Raw genomic sequence first — 23,342 nt, 5'->3', positions numbered from 1 at the left:
TGTCTTATGAATAGCGCTACTAATAAAAAATTGTTGTATTTAGGTTTTGTCATGCTCATAGCATGGCTTTTCACTTATTATGAAGCCCTAAAACACATGATACATGTTTGGAGTAGCTCGGAGGCATATAAACACTGCTTCTTCATCCCTGTTATTGTTGTCTACTTAATTTATGAAAAAAAATCGGAACTGAAGGCTGAGAGTATACGCTCCGTTCCTTGGCTTCTTTTCCCTCTACTATTGATTCAGTTAGCGTATGTGATTTTTGCTGAGTTGAGTATCAACTTGCTAATGCACGGTTCTGCGTACCTGACTTTTGTTGTTTTAGTTTGGTTTTTGATTGGGCACAAGTTAACAAAAATAATCGCATTTCCACTTCTATATCTTGGGTTCTGTGTACCATTTGGAGCTGAGTTAGTCCCCTTCCTACAAGATGTTACTGCTGATTTAAGCGTCGGTATGCTCAGATTGGTTGATATTCCCGTTTATCGTGATGGGCTTTACATCTACCTTTCGAACGGTACTTTTCATGTTGCCGAAGCCTGCGCTGGAGTAAGGTTTTTAATCGGCACTTTTGCAATAGGCGTGTTGCTAGCATATCTGAACTATCAAAAGCTGTGGAAGCGCTTGGCATTTATTTCATTCTGTGCCGTTATCCCTATTCTTGCGAACGGCGTACGCGCGTTTGGCATTATGGTAATAGGTTATTTAAGCGATATGAAATATGCTACAGGGGCGGATCATTTAATTTATGGTTGGTTCTTCTTTGCATTCGTTACCATAATTATTTTCTTGGTTGGTATGATTGCTAATGACAAACTAGCCGAGCCTAGAATATTGACTCCAAGCCATAAAAATGTGAAGTCAATTACAAGCATTCCATATGTGGCCTCAATTGTTATCTTAATAGCTCCTGTATTCGCATGGCATTACCTTCTTTCCGATGATAATCAAACTTTGAGCACCTCACGTTTAATACATCTAGAAAAATTCCCCAAATGGGAACGAAGTGCAGACCATAAGTGGGCTGCAACGACTGATGATGAGACTTGGTTTGGTGTGTCGAACGATATTAATATCAGATTGGTTTATGTGAACGAAGCCGCAGCTGACCGAGACTTAGTGAGCTCTCGCCATCGTATTTTTGATAATGAAAACTGGACTCAAAAAAAATTAGAAACAAAAAGCATAGGCGGTATACAGGTAGATATCGCAGATGTCGTAAACATCCATGGTCAAGGAAAAACACTAGCAGCTTGGTATGCGATACAGGGCTTTCAGTCATCTAACAAGCTGAAAGTTAAGGCCTATCAATTAATAAACAAGTTGCACGGAGAAACAGCCAATGGCTTTTACGTTGTCGTTGAAGTTAGCCAGCCTTCTGATGTAGAAAACATTTCTAAAGAGCTCGACTTAATATTACAACAAGGAGTAGATGAGTGAAGAAGATACTTCATGTTGTTTTAAGCTTAGATATTGGTGGGCTAGAGAAAGTGTTAGTAAACTGTGTTAATCAGCTAAACAGTTCAGATTACAAGCACGAAATCATTTCATTAAAGGGGTGTTCTGATTCTTTTAAAGCTTTGCTTCCTTCGAATATAAATGTAACTTCTTTTGATAAAAGAGAGGGGAATGATTTATCTGTTTATCGTAAATTTTTTCAATATTTAAGGAAAAATAAACCAGACGTAGTCCAGACATATAATTTATCTACGCTGGAGCTTCAGGTTATTGCATTTTTATGTCGAGTGAAAACTCGCATTCATGCAGAACATGGAAGAGATATCTTTGATCCAGAAGGTAAAAATAAAAAATATATTCTTCTAAGAAAGTTAGTATTTACTGTAACTCACCACATTGTTGCAGTTTCAAATGATCTGTATCAGTGGCTTCTAAAAGTCGTTGATGTTCCAGCGCATAAAGCATTGTTAGTTGTAAATGGGGTAGACACATCACACTTCAAGCCAAGGTTGCGCCAAAGTCAAAATAATATTCTTACGTTTGGTCATGTTGGAAGACTAGCAGAGATTAAAAACCAACAGCTATTAATCGAATCGTTTAGTTTGGCCTGCGAAATAAGTGACAATTTCGATAAGCAAGCACAGTTGCTAATAGTTGGAGAGGGACCTTGTAAACAGCAACTAGTCAAATTGATAGAAAAACATAAATTATCAGATTCAATTCACCTTCTCGGGGCAAAGATTGACATGCTTAGTGAATATCACAAGCTAGACGTGTTTTTAATGAGCTCGCTCGCAGAGGGAATCCCTATGACGTTGCTAGAGTCCATGTCATGTGGTCTGGTTCCGGTAGTAACTAAAGTAGGTGGTATCCCCGAGGTGGTTTCACATGAGAATGGAATCCTTTATGAAAGTGAAGATGCCGAAGCACTAGCAAATATTCTAATTCATTTAATTGAAGACCCAGAATTAGTCAACAAGCTGGGTAACTCCGCTAGAAAAACAATAGTTGAGCGTTTTAGCGAAAAGGCAATGGTTCAAGCATATGACTCACTTTATCAGGGAGCTAAACAAAAGTAATGTGTGGTATTAGCGGTATATTTTCATTTAATGAACACTTTTCTGTGGATGAGCAGCAGCTAAAAGCAATGAACAGGGCAATTGCGCATCGTGGACCTGATGATGAGGGCTATTTTATTGCTAACGGCGTAGGTCTCGGTCACAGACGCTTATCAATTATTGATGTAGCTGGCGGGCATCAACCTATTTTCAATGAGGACGACACCGTTGCCATTGTATTTAACGGTGAAATTTATAATCACAAAGAAATTAAGAAAGAACTTGTCGCCTTAGGGCATATTTTTAAGACGAACAGTGATACAGAAACTATTGTTCATGCTTGGGAAGAATGGCGGGAAGCTTGCCTTGAGCGATTGAACGGTATGTTTGCCTTTGCCATTTGGGATTCCAATACCCAGGAATTGTTTATTGCTAGGGATCGAGCGGGAGAGAAACCGCTTTACTATTCGCGTTTAAAAAATGGATGTATTGTTTTTGCTTCAGAACTTAAAGCCTTGAAGCAACATGAGCTATTTGATAGTCATATAGATAAGAGAGCAATCGAAGATTTTTTAACATTTGGCTATATCCCCGAGCCAAAGTCTATTTATTCTTCAGTAAAGAAGCTACAAGCAGGCCACTTCCTCTTGCTTGAACGAAACGAATTAGAATCAGTAGAACCCAAAGAATATTGGGACTTGCCGTGGCAGCAAGGTGATATAGAGGTTGACGAAGGCCTTACTGAGCAACTGTTCGAAAAGTTAAAAAGCGCTGTAGAGCTTCGGATGGAGTCTGAGGTGCCACTAGGTGCATTTTTGTCAGGTGGTGTGGACTCCTCATCAATTGTTGCACTCATGAGCCAGTTACAAGAAAAACCCGTTACCACATGTGCGATAGGCTTCGATGTCCCTGAATTTAATGAGTCGGAGTTTGCACAAAAGGTTGCTGAACACTGCAATACCGCACACAATCTTGATGTGGTAAAAGTAGATGACTTTTCAGTAATTGATAAATTGCCCAGCATGTATGATGAGCCGTTTGCTGATAATTCTGCCCTACCAACCTACTTAGTTTGCAAGTCAGCAAAAAAACACGTGACCGTCGCATTGTCTGGCGATGCAGGCGATGAATTATTTGTTGGCTACAGGCGTTATCGCATGCACTTTAATGAGCACAAAGTACGTCAAAACGTGCCTAAAGTGATTCGTGATAAAGTTATAAAACCATTGGCGGCAATATATCCAAAACTAGATTGGGCCCCCCGTTTCTTAAGAGCAAAGACTACGTTAGAAAGTATAGCAATGTCGCCCTCAGATGCTTATCTGAACTCAGTAAGCCTTATAAGAAAAAGAGAGCGCTTTTCCTTGTACAGCGATTCGTTTAAAGGCGAGCTGAACGGTTATTGTTCAAAGGAAGTTTTTGATGGATACGTGGAGGGAAAGGAGTTCAACTGCCCAGTAAAACAAGCTCAATATCTTGACTTTAAAACTTGGATGCCGAGCGACATTTTGACCAAAGTTGATAGAGCAAGCATGGCCAATAGTCTTGAGGTAAGAGTTCCCATGCTTGACCATCATTTTATTGAGTGGGCATTTAAGCTTCCACTGAGCGTAAAGTTAAATGGCAGTGAAGGGAAAGCTTGTCTTAAGCAATCAATGGAGCCACATCTTCCTCATGATAATCTGTACAGGGATAAGATGGGATTTAGTTCTCCAGTCGCTTTCTGGCTAAGAGGTCCTCTAAAAGAACGTTTGCGTGATGCCTTGAATAATTTAACATCGTCGAAGCTGAATGTTTTTAATGCGAGTGCTTTGGATACGCTGTTCAAAGAGCATCAAAGTAAACGAAGAGATCACGGTACAACGTTGTGGGCATTGATGATGCTAAGCGCTTTTATAGAAGAATAATTAATAGTGAAACATTTACTTTTTTTATGTCATCGTATCCCATTTCCCCCTAATAAAGGGGATAAAATTAGAAGCTTTAACATGCTCAAAAAATTGAGCGAGAACTATATTGTGCATCTTGCTGCATTCGTCGATGATCCAGACGATTGGCAACATAAAATAAAATTAGAGAAATATTGCGCATCAGTGTGTTTAGTTAACCTAAATAAGAAGTTGGCCACAATTAAAAGTGCTATTGGCTTGATCTCAAATAGACCTTTAACGCTTCCTTATTTTTACAGCGCGCAAATTGCAGAGTTTACCGATAATGTTCTTTCTACTCATAACAATGCAAACATTTTTGTTTTTTCTTCATCAATGGGGCAATACGTAGACGGCGAAAAACATAGCCACCTCAAGCGCGTGATTGACTTTGTCGACGTTGACTCAGATAAATGGCTTCAGTATTCGAAGAAAAAGTCTTGGCCAATGAATTGGGTTTACCGAAGAGAAGCTGCATTGCTTGAAAAGGAGGAATTGAGGCTTGCCGCTAATTTCGACAAGAGTCTTTTCGTTTCACCTCAGGAAGCATCTTACTTTGAAGAACTAGTGCCTCAGAAGCTTCGAAATAAGATTGGTTTCGTTCTTAATGGCGTGGATACAAAATATTTCAGTGCCTCCTTCTACAATAAATTAGAGGAAGAACAACCGTTTTTGGCATTTACAGGGGCTATGGATTACTGGGCGAATGTTGACGCGGTTGTATGGTTTGTTAAAAAAGTATGGCCACAATTGACTGTAGCTTACCCTAATCTCAAGTTTTATATCGTAGGTGGAAATCCTACGGATGAGGTCAATGCCCTTGAAGCCGTAGATGGAATCGTAGTTACAGGTCGTGTAGACGACGTTCGCCCCTACATCAAAGGAGCGTCACTATGTATTGCGCCTATGAGAATTGCGAGAGGCATACAAAACAAAGTTCTTGAAGCTATGGCTATGGGAAAGCCTATGGTACTAACAAGTATGGCTGCCGACGGCATTTTAATTCCAAAAGAACAACAAAAATATATTACCGATACAGCTGATTCGTTTTGCGAGTCAATCATCGACATACTCAGTTCCGAAAATAAACAAGCTGTGATAGGCAAAGCAAATATTGCGGTTATCGAACAAAACTTTGAGTGGAAAAGTACCCTTGATTCTCTGCTAAACAGTTTTGACATTCAAAAGAATAATAAAAATACTGCTAGTGGTTAGACACATTAGTAGCTTTTAAAAGGACGATTTAGTGAAAGTTTTACATGTCTTTGACCATTCCATACCACTTCACAGTGGTTATACGTTTCGAAGTAGAGCTATTCTTCGTCAGCAGCGTGCTCTTGGTATAGAAACCTGTCACATTACCAGTCCAAAGCAGGGGGAATGCGAGAACGTTGTTGAAACGGTGGATGATTTAAGATTTTACAGGAGTAATCAGCCTACGGGGTTATTCAGCGTTTTTCCTGGAGTAGACCAGTTAGCAGTTATTTCATCTCTTCGTAAAAAAATTGCCGAGGTAATTGAAATAGAAAGGCCTGATGTAATACATGCCCATTCCCCTGCGTTAAATGGATTGGCTGCTATTCAAGTTGCTAAAGATAAAAAAATTCCTGTAGTTTATGAAATTCGTGCTTTTTGGGAAGATGCAGCCGTCGATCATGGAACCTGTCGCGAAGGCGATTTTCGATATAAGCTAACTAGGGCACTTGAAAACTATGTAGTAAAGCATGCATCAGCAGTCACGACTATATGCAAAGGCTTGCAACAAGATTTAATTAAGCGTGGTGTTGCTAAAGCAAAATTAACAGAAATACCGAATGCTGTTGAGGTTGAAAAGTTTACTGAAAAAGAAGTAAGTGCTAACGAAGTTAATAAGCTTAGAGAAAAGTACGGCCTAAACGGAAAGTATGTACTGGGTTTTGTGGGCTCGTTCTACGCATATGAGGGGTTGGACCTATTATTGGAAGCCATGTCGATTGTAGTACAAACTAAACCCAATGTGCACCTTTTACTCGTTGGTGGTGGTCCACAAGATGCGAACTTAAAAAAGCAAGTTGAGCAATTGAATCTTCAAGACAAAGTAACCTTTACGGGGCGTGTACCCCACGAAAGTGTCGCTTTGTTTTACGATATGATCGACTTATTGGCATTCCCAAGAAAATCTATGCGGCTTACGGAGCTAGTAACCCCTTTAAAGCCGTTGGAAGCAATGGCTCAACACAAACTCGTATTGGCGTCTGATGTAGGTGGACACAAAGAGCTTATTGAGAATGGTAAAACTGGATACTTATTTGAAGCTGATAACGTAGAGGCTCTTGCAGCTAAAATAATTGAAATCTCACAATCTCAAATTCAGCAGATATTGAATAACGGCTTTGATTTTGTGAAAAATGAGCGTAATTGGAAGGTTTCGGTCTCTCACTATCTTCCCCTGTACGACGAGTTGGTAAAAAATGGCTCATAAACCACTTAATATATTAGTTTTCAGTTCTTTATTTCCTAGTGAAGTTCGTAAAACAGCTGGTTTGTTTGTGCGAGAGCGAATGTTCAGGATGCGTGAGCACGCGCAAATTACAGTAGTATCCCCTGTACCTTGGTTTCCTGGGCAAGGAATTATCCGCTTTTTTTTCAAGGGATATCGACCAATGCCAGCTGTAATGGAAGTTCAAGATGGGGTGGAAGTGTATTTTCCTCGTTTTTTGTCGTTTCCTTTTTTCTTTAGGTCGAAAGATGCCACTTTTATGGCTTGGTCTGTAAGAAGGTTGGTAAAAAAGTTAGTTAAGCAAAAAAAAATTAACATAATAGATTCGCACTTTACTTATCCGGATGGATTAGCTGCCACCACGCTAGCCAACGAGGTAGGTATTCCATCTACTATCACTATGCGTGGAACTGAGGTCCCACATTCGAAAGATCCTAGAAAATTGCCATTATTACAAAAAGCATGGGCTAAAGCTTCACATGTGGTAGCAGTTTCGCAGAGCCTAAAAGATGTGGCGCTTGAGCATGGTGTTGAAGATGAGCATGTTACCGTTATTGGCAACGGTATCGATACTGAGAAGTTCATGCCCTTAGATAAGCGGCGAGCAAAAGAAGAGTTAGGTATAAACCCCCTTTCACCAGTGCTTATTACTGTTGGCGGGCTAGTATTTAGAAAAGGTTTTCATCGAGTTATAGAATGCTTGCCCGATCTTAAGAAAAAATATCCTGATATTCGATATTTAGTTGTTGGTGGCCCATCCCTCGAGGGAAATATTGAAAATTTCTTGATAAATCAATGTGAAGAACTGAATGTTACAGAGAATGTAATATTTTTTGGGGCCCAACCTCCTGAAAAGTTAAGCATGTATATTTCAGCGGCAGACTTATTTGTTTTGCCTACGGCAAATGAAGGGTGGGCAAACGTTCTTCTGGAATCATTAGCGTGTTGTACTCCTGTTATCGCTACTGATGTAGGTGGGAACAGGGAGGTCATAACAAAGAGCGACTTGGGTTATATAATTCCCTTTGGCAACTCAAAAGCTTTACTCAATTCACTTTTGTCATCATTAACCAAAAAGTGGGATGGGGGTATACTCAGACAATATGCTGAGTCGAACCATTGGAATGTAAGAGTAACCAAGCTCCACACACTATTTAGTCGGCTTGTAGGATTGTAGATAATGAGTCTTTACACATATTTCTGTGCAAATGTTTTGTTTCCTTTACATGAAATGTTGAAAGGTCATCAGTCATTTGAAATAAGAAAAAATTTAGAAAAGAGTCAATGGAAGCCCTTGGTTGAATTATCAGCGGAGCGTGAAAATAGGCTGAAATCCTTTTTGAGCTATTGTTACGAAAATGTGCCTTATTATGCAGAGCTGTTCAAAGAGTTAGGGCTCACTCCGGATGATATCACTCAGATTTCCGATCTTGAAAAATTGCCTTTTCTTGATAAGAGGTTGATAAGAAATAATTTTGACGGTATTAAGTCAAAAAATGCGGGTAGTTCAAAGGTTTTTACTACGGGGGGATCTAGTGGAACGCCTCTCAAATTTTTATTGGGTAATGAACGCGTAAGTCATGATGTTGCTGAAAAATGGCGCGCCACAAGATGGTGGGGTGTTGATATCGGTGACAGGGAAATTGTGGCTTGGGGCTCTCCAATAGAACTCACCAAGCAAGATAGGTTGAAGAGCATGAGGGATTTCATATTCAGGACAAAGCTTATCCCAGCTTTCGACTTGAGCGTTAAAAACAAGATTTTATTTTTGAAAAAAATTAAACGCTTTAAACCTAAAATGTTGTTTGGCTATCCGTCCGTCTATTATGTGTTAGCAAAAGAAGCTGAAAAAAATAAAATCGACATGTCGCAAATAGGTATAAAAGTTATTTTCGTGACCTCTGAAAGATTATATGACTATCAAAGAGAACTAATAGAGCGGATTTTCAATGCACCTGTTGCCAATGGGTACGGCGGACGCGATGCGGGGTTTATCGCTCACGAGTGCCCCTCTGGGAAGATGCATATTTCTGCCGAAGATATTATTGTCGAGGTTGTGCGTAATGACGGTACGAATTGCGAGCCTGGCGAGAGTGGAGAGATAGTAGTAACACACATGGCTACAGGGGATTTTCCTTTCATAAGATACAAGACTGGTGATATTGGTCGACTGAGTAACGACTTATGTGACTGTGGAAGAGGGTTACCCGTTCTTGAGCAAGTTGAGGGAAGAACAACTGATTTTGTTGTGGCCAGTAATGGGACTCAAATACATGGTCTCTCGCTTATTTATATCCTACGAGAAATCGATAGTGTGGATAGTTTTAAAATAGTGCAGGAGTCGACCGCTAAGACATCTGTGCTTATTGTGCCGACGTCAACCTATACTGATTCGGTTGAGGAAAATATAGTTGCTGCATTCAAGGCTAGACTTGGAAGCAACGTTACTATTGATATAACTATTGTGGATAGTATTGCCGCCGAAGCCTCGGGAAAATATAGGTACGTAGTGAGTAAGGTTGCCTCCTGATGATAGATAAGTTTGCTCTACTTGTATCTCACTTAAGTATTATTTACGTTGTCTATCAAGTAGTAAAATCTGAAAATAGCAAAATAAAAGACAGAAACCGAGATGAGTGATTTTTTTATACTTGCAGTTATTTTGACGTTTTTTGTCTATGGACTTACTCGCCCATATATAGCATTTGCTGGTTATATTTGGGTAGACACTCTAGTACCCCAAACTATTGTATTCGGCTTTCTTCATGGAAGGCCTATTTCAATGATCATGGCTGGATTGTGTTTTTTTAGCCTAGTTATTGGGGCGGGAAAAATTAGTAAACCGACAAGAGGAATTCCTGTTTTTCTTCTTGTCTTATTCATGATTTGGATCACCATATCGACCGATATGGCTCAATTTCAAGCAGTTGCATGGGTCAAGTGGGATACAGCGATCAAAACAGTTTTGATGGCTACGTTAACAATGTTTGCGATTAAAACTAAAAAACAGCTGGAATCTGTTTTATTAGTATTGGTTTTTTCACTCAGCTTTTTCATGTTAACCGCGGGTATAAAGACGCTTTTTGGCGGCGGCGGTTATGGCCGAGTACTAATAACTGGCGTTGGTAATATGGGGATGGCTGAAAGCTCAACGTTGGCGGCGTTCTCAGTTCTTGTAATTCCTTTTCTTATGTTTTTTAAAAAACATATAACTCTTATGCATTTTTTAAGAGGTAAGAACTGGGTTTGGAACGCAGCTATACTGTCTTGCGTAGCCGCAAATATTGGGACTACTGCCAGAACTGGGTTGGTTACTTTGGCTGGATACATTGGATATCGTTCTTTAAATAAAAAATTCTTCATACAAGGAATTGTAGTATTTTTGTTTGCAGTTTTATGTTTCCAAGCATTTGCACCAGCGGACTGGAAAAATAGGATGAATACTCTCACGGAGGTTACTGATGAAAGCTCCGCAATGGGAAGAGTTGTGGTATGGCAGTGGACGATTGATTATGTCAAAGAACGCCCTTTTTTTGGTGGAGGCTTCCAAAGCTTTTTGGCTAACAGGGGGCAATTGATAAATTATAACGAAAATTTTTCGTTTACCGTAAAAGCATTTCACAGTATCTATTTTGAGTTATTGGGTGAACAAGGCTATGGTGGCTTAATAATCTATCTAGGGCTAATTTTTTGGGCCTATAATCAAAATAGAAAAATAGAGAAAAATGATAGGCTGGGTGAGTGGTCTCGTGATTTAGGAAGCTGTATGAAGTCAGCTATTGTGATTTTTTGTATAGGGGGAGCCTTTGTAGGTATCGGTTATAAGCCCATAATTTTCCAGCTAGTTGCACTTACAGTTGTCCACCTCAAAATAATTGACAGAGATAGCGATGCTGAGAAATAAAAAAGAATTTCGTCTTTTAACTGCTGCCAGAGGAGTAGCTGCATTATGGGTCGTTCTATATCATGTAAGAGATAGACTATCTCTTCATATCTCGCCACACGTGGTTGACGTAATAAGCCTTGGCTATGTAGCAGTTGACTTTTTCTTCGTACTGAGCGGTTTTGTGATATCGTTAAGTTACAGTAAGGTGTTTTCGGAAAACATACTTTTCAAAAGCTTCGTGTTTTTTATCATAAAGCGAATTTTTAGAATTTATCCTCTTCACTTGGTAGTACTAATTCTCTATTTAATTATCCCGATTTTGTATTTTGTTTTTGATAAACAATTTTTTTTCGAAGGTCGCTTTGCGATTGAGGGTTATGTTTATTCGTTATTGCTAATTAATAATTGGGGGATTGTTGATACTCTTCCATGGAATGTGCCTGCTTGGTCTATCAGCGCAGAGCTTTTCGCGTACCTTTGTTTTCCTATATTGATATTTTGTATGTCCAGGTTAAATAGAGGTTGGACAGTGGGTGCTGCGTTAGTAAGCTCTTTGGTAATCCTTCTATTGATCTTCGACAAGTATGGCTCCGGAAGTATAGGGAGTAATATAGCCACATTAGGGATATTTCGGTGCGTTGCGGAATTTATATTAGGGATCGTTATATTTAAACTATATCAATCTGGCTTCATTGATAATATAAATTGGAAAACTTTGGCTTTTTGCTGGTCAACTTTAGTAATGGTAATTTTTATTGGCTTGCCAGACTATTACTATCTTCCACTATTAATTTTCTTTTCAATATTGGGCTTTGTAAAGTTCGAAAAGGATAGCGAAGTGAACATAGGCGCATTTCTTAATTGGTTGGGCATAGTTAGTTATTCAATTTACCTTTGTCATTATTTAATAAAAGATGTCTTGAAGTTGATATTGGAGACAGAATATACGCCTATATGGTGGCTCATACTTTATATTGTGTTGACGCTAATTATGTCTCATTTCATGTATAACTACGTTGAAGTTCGTGGTGTAAAGTTGTTTGAAAAACTCAAGAGATGACATGAGCATAGCACTACGTATTTTCTTTATTTTGATAGTTTTATTTACTGTTCTGTTTTTGTCCGGAAGCGTGGTCGTCATGAAAACGTATCACTTGACTTTTTTTGAAGTGATTAACAAAAGCGCGACAAAACTGGGTTTAGTTGAAGAGGGTAAAAGATTACTTGATTATAAAAAAAAGTATACTGAACCAGTAATTGCTTTGCGGCACAAAGACACATTCCCAAGAATACTACCCTCAGACAAAAATGCTGGTTTGACGTATTCTGAGTACTTGAAAAATAATCTAAGTGCCCTAGAGGACAGCAAAAGCTACACACCAGATTGTGCTCGAAAGAATATCCATGGATTGCTTTATTGTTATTTATTGGATGAGCTTGAAATAGAAGAGCTTCTGAGAGAACTAACACTTTACGAATTTGTGCCACCAAGAGAAGTTGGCTTTTACGGGAATGTGTTAGAGTTTGTCGTCGTGCTTGACGTGCTAAGAGGTAGTGGTTTGGAAATACCACTTTCAACTCAAGCAATGATAGATGAGAAGCTGCACCAAATGTTAGAGTCTTATCTTTTTGTTTTGGACGGTGATAGTGCTTCTCTGTTTCATGGTCGCAGCGTGTTGGCTTCTAATGCTTGGCTGCTTGCAACACAACTTGATTCTGATGAAAAAAGAAATCAAGAAAACATAAATAGGGCGTTTGGCCATTTCTATGATTTTTTTGAAGCGTTGGAGGCCGTTGAAATATGGCCAGAAGGATATAATTATTGGGCTAACTCTCGCGGCTTTCAGATTACTTTGGCGGTCTCGGCTTTAAAGTCTTTAGAACCTAATGAGTTGCTTCTGGACGTACGCGCTGAAGCACTTCTTGAGAGGATCGGTTTATGGCACATCTACAACACACGGCCAGATTGGACTATAGCTGGTTGGGGTGATGAAGGACCAAGAGTCGATTTGAGAGATGAAACTTCAAGAATAATAGACCTAATAGCACTTAGTACCGATAACCTAGTTATTGGAAAATACGCTGATTTACTAAGGCAACGCTTTGGGAACTTCAATTACTACAGAGCTTATAAATGGTATTTACCTTTACTAATATCAAATGAAGCAGTGGAGACAGATTACAAGAAAAATGAGGAAGTTACGTTAGAAGAACTTGCCCCTTTTTTGATACCGACAGCTATTTTCGGTAAAGGTATCAGTAATCATATTGTTATTCGTAGTGGCTGGAAAAATGACGATGCACTTATCCAGATAAGAGCTTCCGACCGTTTGACACATCATCAACATTTTGATGCCGGCGCATTTACTATTCACAGTAATGGTAAGCCTCTCATTGTCAATGCAAGCCGTTATAAAAATATTTTTTCCGAAAACCGAAAGTATTTCTCGAACAGATCTATATCCAAAAATACGATCTTTATTAACAGTCAGGACGATGTTTTTCAGCCTACTAAACACTATCAGCTAAATTCGATGGATGGTGGACAGAGAATCCCATTGGCGACCCACAGTAGTATTACAAGTTTTGATAACTGGAGCCATGAATTAGAACACAAAAACTTAGCGATGGCGGAACTAATAGATTCTGATTTTAAGGCAAACGGTGATGTAAATATTTGGTTGGATATAACCAGTGCGTATAACAGCGTAAAAGGCTCAGATAACGGAAGTAAAGCAAAGGCCAAGCGCGTAAAGAGACAATTTTATTACCTTGGAAAAGAGCAGGTGCTTCTCATCTACGACAGTATAATTACCACAGTAAGTGCTTTGGAGTCTGGAACTCGGTTATATTTCCCAGAAAAGCCGATAATTAGCAATCTAAACGGTACAGTAGCAAAAGGTAATGAGCTTGATGGAATTATCGAGTATGGAGAAAGCAATTTGGTAGATGTTAAAGTGAATGGCGGTAATAGTATTTTGGTTTATTCTCCAAAACGCATTTCGACAAGGTTGCTAGGGGGTAAGCGATACAGAAACTATGTAGAACTTGATAGCGATTATACAATATACGACGGCCAAACGTTTCATGAAGGGTACGACGAGGAGAGGTGGTTCGACAGAGTGGGTTGGCGAATAGAAACGTCCCAACAGGCTAATAAAAATTTTGAGTTGTTGACAGTGATAACTTTAAGTAATGGTACTCAAGTGAAACTAGAACCCAACGAGAACTACGAGGCCGCTATTTTGGTTAATGAAAGAAAAGTTGCATCAGCAAGATTTTCATTTGTTGATAAGACGAATTACGGGATAAGTAGAAACGATGAATAAGTCTGCTAAAACAGCGTTTGGCCGTGCTTATTTATGGAGTTTGTTAGGAAAGTTGCTTTTAAGAAGCATTGGTCTTATCTCGACCTTAATTTTAGTTAGGTTACTCGATCCCAGCGATTTTGGTTTGTATGCGCTTGGTACTGCTGTTATGGGAATGTTTTTCGTTTTCTCAGAAGTTGGAGTAAAGCGCTATATAATAATAAATCAGTGCACTGATGCTGAAACTTTGAATGCTGCGTGGACAATCAGCATCCTGCTCCATGGCAGCATGATAGCAGTTATATTCATTCTCTCGCCATTTCTGGCTGATTATTTTGGACACCCTAAGTTAAAAGACTTGCTTGCACTCTTATGCTTGGCACAGGTTTTCTTGTTACTTCAAAATATAGGCATCATCAAATATGAAATAGAGTTAGATTATAAGCCGTTGGAAGTTCTGGCGTTAAAAGCCAAGATCTTTTCAACAGCGGTATGTTTGACTTCAGCCTTTATATTCAAATCTTTTGAGGCACTTGTTTATGGTTATCTTGCGAATTATTTTGCACTTTTTGTCTTGAGCTACCATTGTTCTAATCATAAAGTGAAATTGAATTTTTCTTATCCTCAGGGATTATTTACGTTTTCCTTTCACCTTATGTTTAGAAACATAGCCGGTTATCTGCGCGCTAAGATTGATGTCTTCATAATAGGTAAGCTGTTTACTTCTGCCGAAGTAGGGAAGTATACCGTCTCTCAAGAATTTGCGATTCTCCCGCAAACCGAGATTGTTAGTCCAACTGCAAAGCCGCTGTTTGGCTTACTTTCGAACAATGAAAGCTTAAAAGATAAATATGAACAAACTTATAAATTTATGAGTGTGCTATATTTTTTCATTGTGCCTTCAGTCGTAGGAGTTAATGTAACGGCAGACCTAATCGCATCAGTATTATTGGGTGATAAATGGAACGATGCTGGCGAGATAATTAAATATCTCAGTGTATTAATGCTTCCGTTTACGTTACAACCATTAATGAATAACTTATACGATTTCAATAAAAAGGGGTTTGTATCGGGTTTTGTTGATATCGTGTGTATAGTAGTGCTTTCTGTTGGCGCCATTTTCATTCATTTTGATACGTTGAACGACTTCAGCTATTTCCGTTTTTTTATTGCCTTTTTTAGCTTTACTTGCATTTTGCTCTTCGCCAAATACTTTATAAATATTGAATTAAAAAGGGTGGTCGATACGTTAGCTATTCCCACTGTAAGCGCGCTTGTTATGGGAAGTGTAGTGGCACAGATTGAATTCATCTTAAATGATCTTTTGATGTTGATTATTAAGATTACAAGTGGTGCCTTTATATACAGTTTAGCATTTTTTTTCCTATCGATAATGTTGAGGAAAAAATCCCCCTCGGCCGAATGGATATTGAGTACTGCGAGTTTCGTAATAACTCGTTACTTTAAAAAACGGTTGCAAATTAAACCATTATTTAAGGATTGATTGTGATATACGAAAAATATATGAAGTTAAAATTTGCAAGGGTTGCAAGACAGGTTAGAAATACTCCACCAATTCGTTATCGTAAAAGTAGAGACGTAAGCATTCTCTCTATGGTTAGCAGTGATACAGTCGATATGTATCTATTAGCAATAAAGTCGTTTATGAGACAATTTGGGTATGGAAGTATTGAAGTGGTAAATGATGGAACGCTCACGAAAAGCGACATCAACATTCTCGCAGAACACGTTCCCGAGATTAATATTTCCAATGCAGATAATATAAATACACACAACTGCCCTTCTTATGTGTCTTGGAAGAGATTATTTAAAGCCCAGGAACTTGCTAAGTTTTCCTACGTTATACAACTTGATTCAGATACACTGAGTCTAGGTCCGCTCGTAGATGTCCATAATCACGTTCAGAATAACACTGGCTTTCTAACCGGAAGTAAACGTTGGAATGGGGCCGTAGATGTAGAGTTTTTAGATGGTATTGTAAGCCAATGGAACTCAAATCACGTTCAAGCCCGTGCTGAGAAAAACTTTAAACACTTACGTTTTTTCGAAGATGGAACGAAGTATCTGCGTGGATGTGCGGGGTTTGCGGGTTATCCAAAAAACTTTGCAGATGTAAACACTATCGTCGAGCTCTCAGAAAGCATTCAGAAATATGTTGGTGAGGATTGGTTTAAATGGGGGAGTGAGCAGACTACTACAATGTGCTTAATTTCCAAATGTGACGGTTCTAAGATTTTACCTTGGCCTTATTATCAAAATTTTGGAATGCCTTCGTCGAATGAGAAGATTGCCTCGATGAATTTAGTTCATTTCATTGGCACAAATAGGTTCAAAGACTCATCTTACCTTAGATTATCAAAACAAGTGATCAAAATTTTACAGGGATCTGATTAACGCCTACACGAAAGAAAGGAAGAACGCACGACAACATTTTTATGTGAGCGCTAATTGGACAATTACTGGCTGGGTTCTTTAGTTAGTATCAAAAGAACCGAGCTGAAATATCTTAGAGTCTAAAAGTTTTAGTGGCTAACTGGTTGAGATAAATCGATTATCACTCAAATGCGTTACTAATTTGCGCCCGTGAACTCCCTCATTTTGACCTTTCCCCTGAACTAGCGCCACTCTTTCGATGAGATTTTTCATATAATGCTGCCTGTTTCGCGTACTCAACAGGCGGCAGGTAATTTAGTGAGCTATGTGGCCGAACATGGTTGTAATGCTCATGTCCACTTCCCTAATGACTTAGATAATGCTTTGCCGTGTTTTATCAGTGGAATTTCTATCCAATGGTGTATAACTGCACTGAGACTAATGGTGAGTACCAGGGTACCTGCTATAGTTGCGAATATCGATGACGGCGCTGTCAATACAACATCCATCAAAACATACATTGGGTATATGCAAAGTGTGTGGATAACATATATCGGATAAGAAATTTTTCCTAGATAAACTAAAGCTGGAACATTCAATACTCTTTGCGTAATGTTGCAAAACCAGCTGCTTCCAATGAGACCATAAAAAGTCGCGAACCATATAGTCAAGGGCACGCTTCTGAGAGTAATAGCTATACAGAGGATTACAAGTGGTAGCGCTTTTTGTAATGGAGTATCCCTGTGTTTAAACATGTAATATGAAGCCATACCAACGATAAAAAAATGTAAGTTATTAGATAAATAACCAGCATCGAAAAAACCGTAGGTAGCCGCCATTGTTATAGCAAATAGTACAAGCCAAATTTGCTTTTTAGTATTTGTATAACTGTAGAATAACAATGGCGCGACGAGATAAAATTGCCATTCAAGTGATAAACTCCAAGCCGGTTCAAGGAAAGTGTAATCACTATATTTCAGCGTTTCACTAAACAGCCCTTGAAGAAGAAAAAGGTGCGCTGAAAGATGTGGCCAGAAATTATTGTATGTTTCTTCAAGCGTGTTGAGTCTACCGCTAAAGTAACGACCTGAGCTTTCAATGGATTTCCATACTTCTATTTGCCATTCAATGGTAAAGGCCGATATAAAGAGAGCAATAAGGTAAACAGGAAATAATCGAAACGCACGACGAACAATAAAAGGAACATATTTTTCTCTTTGAGTATCTAGCAATAAGAATATTACAAAACCACTTAATATAATAAAAACATCGACCGCAAACGCGACATTTAAAACGCTCTTAATCGAACTAGGCACATTCATATCAAACGTCATAAAAGTATGTGCAGCTGCAACCCACAACGCCATTAAACCTCGTAGTGAATCAAAACCATTAATGTGGTGTTTTTCCTTGTTTTCGGCTTTCATATTAATATCTTCTCGATATGCTGGCGTTAGCTAGCGTATTTATTCCATTTATTGTTTAACAATCCACCCACCTATAACTCAAAAACTCTGCTTAGAAATAATAACTTCTCTAGTAAGCGTCAGGTTTCATTACGCCGGTGTTGTTGTCTGCATCTATATTCTTCTGGAGTTTAAATATTAGCCTTCGACTATAAGCAACAAGTTTCGCTGTATTCATCTTTTTAAAAGTAAATCGAATAACAATTTAACCGCCATATAATTTGTAAAACACCACCATTTCAATGTTGGGTTTAAAGCCAAAGCCTTTTGTGCATAAACTCTGGCTAAATTATATTGCTTCTCAGAGGAATAGATGTCGGAAATATGCTTGAAAATATTTGAAAGAGCAATTCGAGAGTGCGCTTTTACTTCTGGTTTTACACAAAGTAGCAGTGCCTTTTCATAAACAGAAATTTGGTAAAGGTATTTTTCGAACGAAGATATTACTGTGGACATATTACCCTTTTTGCTTTTGTCGGGTATGTGATGCTTTGACACAAATCTTGGGCAAAATAGCATTTTCTTTGCCTTGTCTAAAGTTCTGATATAAAGATCTCTGTCACAGTCATATCTTATACCTTCATCCATGCCTTTCATATCAAGGTATAATTGCCTTTTAATAATCGTGCAGTTTAGATGTGCAAATCCATTACTTGATAATAGAAAGGATGCATCTACCTCACAGGTTTCCAAAGAACTGTTTTTTAGTTTACACCTTAAGTCTTCAATCCAAACGTTTTCTTCTTTTAAAGTTCCGTCACTAAAGAATGCCCGTTGGTTAGTATAGTATGCATCAACATCATCACCCGCCTTTATTATTTCCTCATATGCTTTATTAAGGTGCTCAGAATCTGTCCAATAATCATCGTCATCCAAGAAGGCCAAATACTTACCGCTACCCACAAGTGCCCCTGTATTCATTGAGTAGCTTTGGCCGTGCCCCCAAGGTCTCGAGATTTGGTATCTAAACTTAATCCTGTCATCACAATATTTAGCTTCTAATTCACGATAATGAACCAAAAGTTCAGGTTCACTTCCATCGTTAATAACTATTATCTCTTTATCTTTAAATGTTTGAGCCAATACAGACTCTAAGGCCAATGTAAATAATTCAGGTCTGTTACGAGTTGGGATGATGACTGTAAAAAAGGGGGTTGATGTGGCCAACGTTATATCCTTCATAGTATTGCAATGACTAAGTTTTCTGGCTTTTTATGACTTGGTGTGCATTTTTTATCATTAAGTCTCTTGTTTTGTTATAAGTGTTACTTAATGCAGTGCTTTCTTTTTCAGAAAGTGTAATGTTGTCATATTTTGAAATTGTAGTGCGTACCTTACCCGATAATAGGTTTCCTGATAGATCACCACTCGTTCCAATTCCGGTTAATTTTTTTGGTTTAAAGCTCTCCGTTAAAGGGCTTTTAAACTCAAGTGCTTTTGTTAGCGATTCAAGTGTATTTTTTGTGTTTTGTCTGATAGCGTCAGCGTCTAGATATATGAAATTGTCAACTTGCATGCATAGGCTAGAAAGTTCAGCTAAGCGCTCTTGATAGTATCTTATCGCACCATCTTTCGTATGGCATTCATGATTTGGCTTGTTTTCAAATAGTTTTACAATGCTCGGGATAGTTTGTTCTGGAGCCCTTAGGCTAAAAATAGGAACAACATCTTTTTGATTTAAAATATCGCTTGAAACATGGTGTCCAGTATGCAGGATTTTATCGAAAAAGAATTTGCTTCGTGGTTTTAATTCGTGATCTTGCACATATAACAACTTCTGCCTCAATTTACTTTTCCATGAATAATAGCCAATATGCATTTCATAATAGCCATTCACATCGGGGTGCTCACCGAGAATATGGCCAAACAAACTTGTGTTAGCACGCATGTGGCTTAATAGAAATATATGCCTGTATGGGCGTACTATTGATGGAGTTTTTAGTAGTTGCTTTATCGCTTTGTGTACTTTCATAAATACTTGTCTAATTAACTGCTTATCAAAGCGCTTTGTGTTTGATTATCTTGGTTCATAAAGTTGTTAAACATCGTTATGAATTCAATAGAGTCGTTTAGAAATCGTCTGTGTTCATCAGGGCTTGCATTGTAAGGTGTACAACCAAGCTTGACGCTCGCGGAATGAAACGAAAATATTAGATGTTTTGAGTGCGTGGCTCGCAAAGACTCAGCTAGCATTTTCATTTGTTTTAAATTAAATCCTTCGGCCGAAAGCCTCACTTTCTCAACACCTAACAGCCGCAAAAACACTTTCCCTAAAACGTTTTGGTTTAATCCGGCCAAGTTATTTGGATTTTGATTTAGATAATTGGAAAACGGTTTGAACCAACTTATATAACCCGTGCTATGAGGAATGCACTTAATTCCATGTTTTTCGACAACATGATTTGTGTACTGGCTAAAGTCAGGCCCCTCTTGATGCGTAAAATCAGCGAAGGCTGAAATACTGACATCATGTGTATAGCCGAGTTTAGCCATTATTTCGTAGCTATTTTCACCCACACCATAGCGTCCAGCCAGATAGGTGCTCGGGCGCTTGCCAACGGTTTTTTCGATTAATTCGGTTAAGCATTTGAGCTTGTCATATTCTAATGAGTAGGGCAGGTTGCCTGGATATGAATGTTTTTCGGGAACTGGCTCGGTGTCTTCAAATGGTGGGTTTACCCACGGGTGTAAATGCGTTGCAAACTCAACATCCTCTGGAAAGTGCTGCTGAAAATAGGCGATCACGTCCTTGCCTTCTTCTGAGCTTACAAAGGCATAATCCATAGCAAATACAACTTTTCCGCCTGCTTGAATAAGCTTTTTGCAAAATTCAGTCAGCTCTTTCCCGTGAGTGACTTGATTGTTTCGGCGATAAAATCCACCATTCCAATCAAATTCCTCTTCTGTATGCACAACTATTGAAAGCTTAGTCAACACAGAATCCTTTATTAAAACCCTATTGAATTAAACCACGTGTGTCTATCACTACTTTATTTTTAATCACTTCAAGTGAAAGCGACTTAAATTCAGCGTGATCGACAAGAACTACAACAACATTCGCACTTTCCATTGCATCTGCTAATGTACTGTGTTCGATGTTTAGTGCCGCTAATTCTGTAGGTAGCTCCTTTATATTTGGTTCTACCGCAATAACTCTTGCTATACCTTGCTCTGCTAATTGCATGGTTATGTCTAGTGCAGGGCTTTCTCTAAGGTCATCAATATCTGCTTTAAACGCAAGACCAAGGCAAGCAATAACCGGGCGCTTAAACTCATCCGCCGCTTTTTTCACCTTATTGATTACATAAGCCGGTTTATTGTCATTTATTTCTCTGGCAGTGCGAATAATTTTTGCTGACTCCGGTGCTGAGTCTACAATAAACCAAGGATCTACCGCGATACAATGGCCGCCTACACCAGGCCCTGGTGAGAGAATATTTACACGGGGGTGCCGATTAGCGAGCTTAATTAATTCCCAAACATTGATATTTAGCTCGTCACATATAATAGATAGTTCATTGGCAAAGGCGATGTTAACGTCGCGGAATGAGTTTTCTGTTAATTTTGCCATCTCCGCGGTACGCGCGTTGGTCACAATACATTCACCACGAACAAATACTTTGTACAGGTCTAACGATTTTTGTGCACAGGCAGGTGTGAGACCGCCGATGATCCTATCGTTTGTGACAAGCTCTTCTAAAACCCTTCCAGGCAGAACGCGCTCAGGGCAGTGTGCGATGTATAAATCAGCGCCTGCTGCGTTATCTAATGGACTGGTTAAATCGCTTCTTAAGGCTTTTATCCATTTTGCCAGTTGCTCTGTTGCACCCACAGGAGACGTTGACTCCAGAATGATCAAATTTCCTTTGGCCAGCACTGGGGCAATAGCTTTCGCTGCTGCATGAATGAAGTTCAAATCAGGCTTATTACCTTCCTTAAACGGTGTAGGTACAGCTATCACAAAAACATCTGCAGGTTCTGGAGTTAACGTTGCCTTTAATTTTCCAGTGGTAACAGCGGCTTGCACCACCATGTCTAAATCGGGCTCGACGATGTGGATTTTACCCGCGTTGATAGTATCTACTGCACTTTGCGAAACGTCGACGCCTACAACATCGATCCCTCGTGACGCAATAACTGCTGCTGTTGGTAGGCCTATGTATCCAAGACCAATTACCGAAACTTTTTTAATGAGTTGTGTCATATTCCGCTCTTTCGCGTTTTAATTTTCTAGGATAGCTCTAATACGCGTGCATGCGTTTCCGTCGCCGTACGGATTGTGCGCTTCGCTCATCGCACTGTAATAGCTAGTATCATTCAATAAACGTATTGTTTCATCGATTATTTTCTCAGATGACGTTCCCACCAATTTTACCGTTCCGGCATCAATAGCCTCGGGTCGCTCTGTAGTATCACGCATAACAAGCACAGGTTTGCCAAGAGACGGTGCCTCCTCTTGTATTCCGCCCGAGTCTGTAAGTATTAGATATGACTTGTTCATAAGGTAAACGAAGGGTAGGTAATCAAGCGGTGCAATAAGGTGAATGTTATGCTGGTTGGCAAGTAGCCTATTTACTGGCTCCTGAACATTCGGATTCAAATGCACTGGGTATACAATTTCTACGTTATCGTCTTGCGTTGCAATTGTTTTCAGCGCAGTACAAATGTTTTCAAAACCGCCACCGAAGCTTTCTCTTCTGTGCCCAGTTACCAATATAACCTTTTTATTGAAATTAATGGCTTTGAATTTGTTTGCTATCTCGCCATTTAACTGGATATCAGATTCGATTTTTTCTGACACCCAAAATAAAGCATCAATAACTGTGTTTCCGGTTACATGAATATGCTCTTCATTAATGTTTTCTTTAAGAAGGGCATTCTTTGACGTTAGCGTTGGCGCAAAGTGGTACTTCGTAAGCGCTCCGGTAAGCTTTCTGTTAGCTTCCTCGGGCCATGGGCTATAAAGATTTCCTGTTCGAAGGCCTGCTTCGACATGACCAATTTCTATTTTTTCATAAAAAGCTGCGAGCGAAGAAGCAAATGTTGTAGTGGTATCACCATGTACAAGAAGAATGTCTGGCTGACTTCTTTTTATTACGTCTCTTAGGCCCAGAAGAACGCGAGAGGTTATGTCATAAAGGTCTTGGCCCGATTTCATAATGTTTAAATCGTAATCTGGCTCGATGGCAAAAAGTGCGAGTACTTGGTCTAGCATTTCTCGATGCTGAGCAGTAACGCAGACCTCTATTATCAATTCCGTCGACTTCTTCAACTCAAGTACCAACGGTGCCATTTTAATTGCTTCTGGCCTTGTTCCGAATACCAAGAGTACTTTTTTCATTTTGCTTTGCCCTAGTTTAGT

General features: G+C 39.1%; 18 protein-coding genes. 12 read left to right on the top strand and 6 right to left on the bottom strand.

All coding sequences use genetic code 11. The features are described from left to right. Nucleotides 1–6 precede the first annotated feature (6 nt). The 12 genes from xrtA (at nucleotide 7) to ACGHAV_RS11260 (ending at nucleotide 16,535) form a co-directional block, all read left to right on the top strand. Nucleotides 7–1,443 (top strand): exosortase A, encoded by a 1,437-nt coding sequence (gene xrtA, locus ACGHAV_RS11315; RefSeq protein ID WP_390380479.1) that lies wholly within the window; start codon nucleotides 7–9, stop codon nucleotides 1,441–1,443. Next, the gene (locus ACGHAV_RS11310) at nucleotides 1,440–2,540 is read left to right on the top strand and encodes a glycosyltransferase (RefSeq protein WP_390380476.1); all 1,101 of its coding nucleotides are present in this window, start codon (nucleotides 1,440–1,442) and stop codon (nucleotides 2,538–2,540) included. The genes xrtA and ACGHAV_RS11310 overlap by 4 nt, the downstream gene beginning before the upstream one ends. Next, a complete protein-coding gene (locus ACGHAV_RS11305) occupies nucleotides 2,540–4,426 on the top strand; it encodes an XrtA/PEP-CTERM system amidotransferase (protein WP_390380473.1) in 1,887 nt (628 codons plus the stop codon). Before ACGHAV_RS11310 ends, ACGHAV_RS11305 begins: the two co-directional genes overlap by 1 nt. Before the next feature lie 6 nt (nucleotides 4,427–4,432). Further along, entirely contained in the window at nucleotides 4,433–5,662 is a 1,230-nt protein-coding gene (locus ACGHAV_RS11300) for a TIGR03087 family PEP-CTERM/XrtA system glycosyltransferase (protein WP_390380471.1), read from the top strand. Between the two features lie 31 nt (nucleotides 5,663–5,693). Next, nucleotides 5,694–6,908, top strand: a complete 1,215-nt coding sequence (locus ACGHAV_RS11295; RefSeq protein ID WP_390380468.1) for a TIGR04063 family PEP-CTERM/XrtA system glycosyltransferase — start codon at nucleotides 5,694–5,696, stop codon at nucleotides 6,906–6,908. After that, nucleotides 6,898–8,103, top strand: a complete 1,206-nt coding sequence (locus tag ACGHAV_RS11290) for a glycosyltransferase (RefSeq protein ID WP_390380465.1) — start codon at nucleotides 6,898–6,900, stop codon at nucleotides 8,101–8,103. The genes ACGHAV_RS11295 and ACGHAV_RS11290 overlap by 11 nt, the downstream gene beginning before the upstream one ends. 3 nt (nucleotides 8,104–8,106) lie before the next feature. Beyond that, the gene (locus ACGHAV_RS11285) at nucleotides 8,107–9,456 is read left to right on the top strand and encodes a phenylacetate--CoA ligase family protein (RefSeq protein ID WP_390380462.1); all 1,350 of its coding nucleotides are present in this window, start codon (nucleotides 8,107–8,109) and stop codon (nucleotides 9,454–9,456) included. 102 nt (nucleotides 9,457–9,558) lie between these two features. After that, nucleotides 9,559–10,830 (top strand): putative O-glycosylation ligase, exosortase A system-associated, encoded by a 1,272-nt coding sequence (locus ACGHAV_RS11280; protein ID WP_390380460.1) that lies wholly within the window; start codon nucleotides 9,559–9,561, stop codon nucleotides 10,828–10,830. Further along, entirely contained in the window at nucleotides 10,817–11,872 is a 1,056-nt protein-coding gene (locus ACGHAV_RS11275) for an acyltransferase family protein (protein WP_390380457.1), read from the top strand. The genes ACGHAV_RS11280 and ACGHAV_RS11275 overlap by 14 nt, the downstream gene beginning before the upstream one ends. A 1-nt stretch (nucleotide 11,873) precedes the next feature. Continuing rightward, the gene (locus ACGHAV_RS11270) at nucleotides 11,874–14,141 is read left to right on the top strand and encodes a heparinase II/III family protein (RefSeq protein ID WP_390380453.1); all 2,268 of its coding nucleotides are present in this window, start codon (nucleotides 11,874–11,876) and stop codon (nucleotides 14,139–14,141) included. Further along, entirely contained in the window at nucleotides 14,134–15,624 is a 1,491-nt protein-coding gene (locus ACGHAV_RS11265; RefSeq protein WP_390380450.1) for an oligosaccharide flippase family protein, read from the top strand. The genes ACGHAV_RS11270 and ACGHAV_RS11265 overlap by 8 nt, the downstream gene beginning before the upstream one ends. A 20-nt stretch (nucleotides 15,625–15,644) precedes the next feature. After that, complete coding sequence (locus ACGHAV_RS11260; RefSeq protein ID WP_390380447.1) at nucleotides 15,645–16,535, top strand: hypothetical protein; 891 nt, start codon at nucleotides 15,645–15,647, stop codon at nucleotides 16,533–16,535. Nucleotides 16,536–16,864: 329 nt separating this feature from the next. Here ACGHAV_RS11260 and ACGHAV_RS11255 read toward each other — a convergent pair whose 3' ends face one another. The 6 genes from ACGHAV_RS11255 to wecB form a co-directional block, all read right to left on the bottom strand. Further along, nucleotides 16,865–17,941, bottom strand: a complete 1,077-nt coding sequence (locus ACGHAV_RS11255; RefSeq protein WP_390380444.1) for an acyltransferase family protein — start codon at nucleotides 17,939–17,941, stop codon at nucleotides 16,865–16,867. 213 nt (nucleotides 17,942–18,154) lie between these two features. After that, the gene (locus ACGHAV_RS11250; RefSeq protein ID WP_390380441.1) at nucleotides 18,155–19,147 is read right to left on the bottom strand and encodes a glycosyltransferase; all 993 of its coding nucleotides are present in this window, start codon (nucleotides 19,145–19,147) and stop codon (nucleotides 18,155–18,157) included. A gap of 28 nt (nucleotides 19,148–19,175) precedes the next feature. Continuing rightward, the gene (locus ACGHAV_RS11245; RefSeq protein WP_390380439.1) at nucleotides 19,176–19,952 is read right to left on the bottom strand and encodes a hypothetical protein; all 777 of its coding nucleotides are present in this window, start codon (nucleotides 19,950–19,952) and stop codon (nucleotides 19,176–19,178) included. 14 nt (nucleotides 19,953–19,966) lie between these two features. Further along, a complete protein-coding gene (locus ACGHAV_RS11240) occupies nucleotides 19,967–20,914 on the bottom strand; it encodes a hypothetical protein (RefSeq protein ID WP_390380436.1) in 948 nt (315 codons plus the stop codon). Nucleotides 20,915–20,936: 22 nt separating this feature from the next. Next, entirely contained in the window at nucleotides 20,937–22,184 is a 1,248-nt protein-coding gene (wecC, locus tag ACGHAV_RS11235; protein WP_390380433.1) for a UDP-N-acetyl-D-mannosamine dehydrogenase, read from the bottom strand. 18 nt (nucleotides 22,185–22,202) lie between these two features. Further along, nucleotides 22,203–23,321, bottom strand: a complete 1,119-nt coding sequence (gene wecB / locus ACGHAV_RS11230; RefSeq protein WP_390380430.1) for a non-hydrolyzing UDP-N-acetylglucosamine 2-epimerase — start codon at nucleotides 23,319–23,321, stop codon at nucleotides 22,203–22,205. Nucleotides 23,322–23,342: the final 21 nt, after the last annotated feature.

This window comes from Alteromonas sp. MTD1 (genome assembly GCF_042848195.1).
Classification (GTDB): Bacteria; Pseudomonadota; Gammaproteobacteria; order Enterobacterales; family Alteromonadaceae; genus Alteromonas.
Note: the sequence above shows the minus strand (reverse complement) of the source record. Positions and strands in the feature narration are given on the sequence as shown.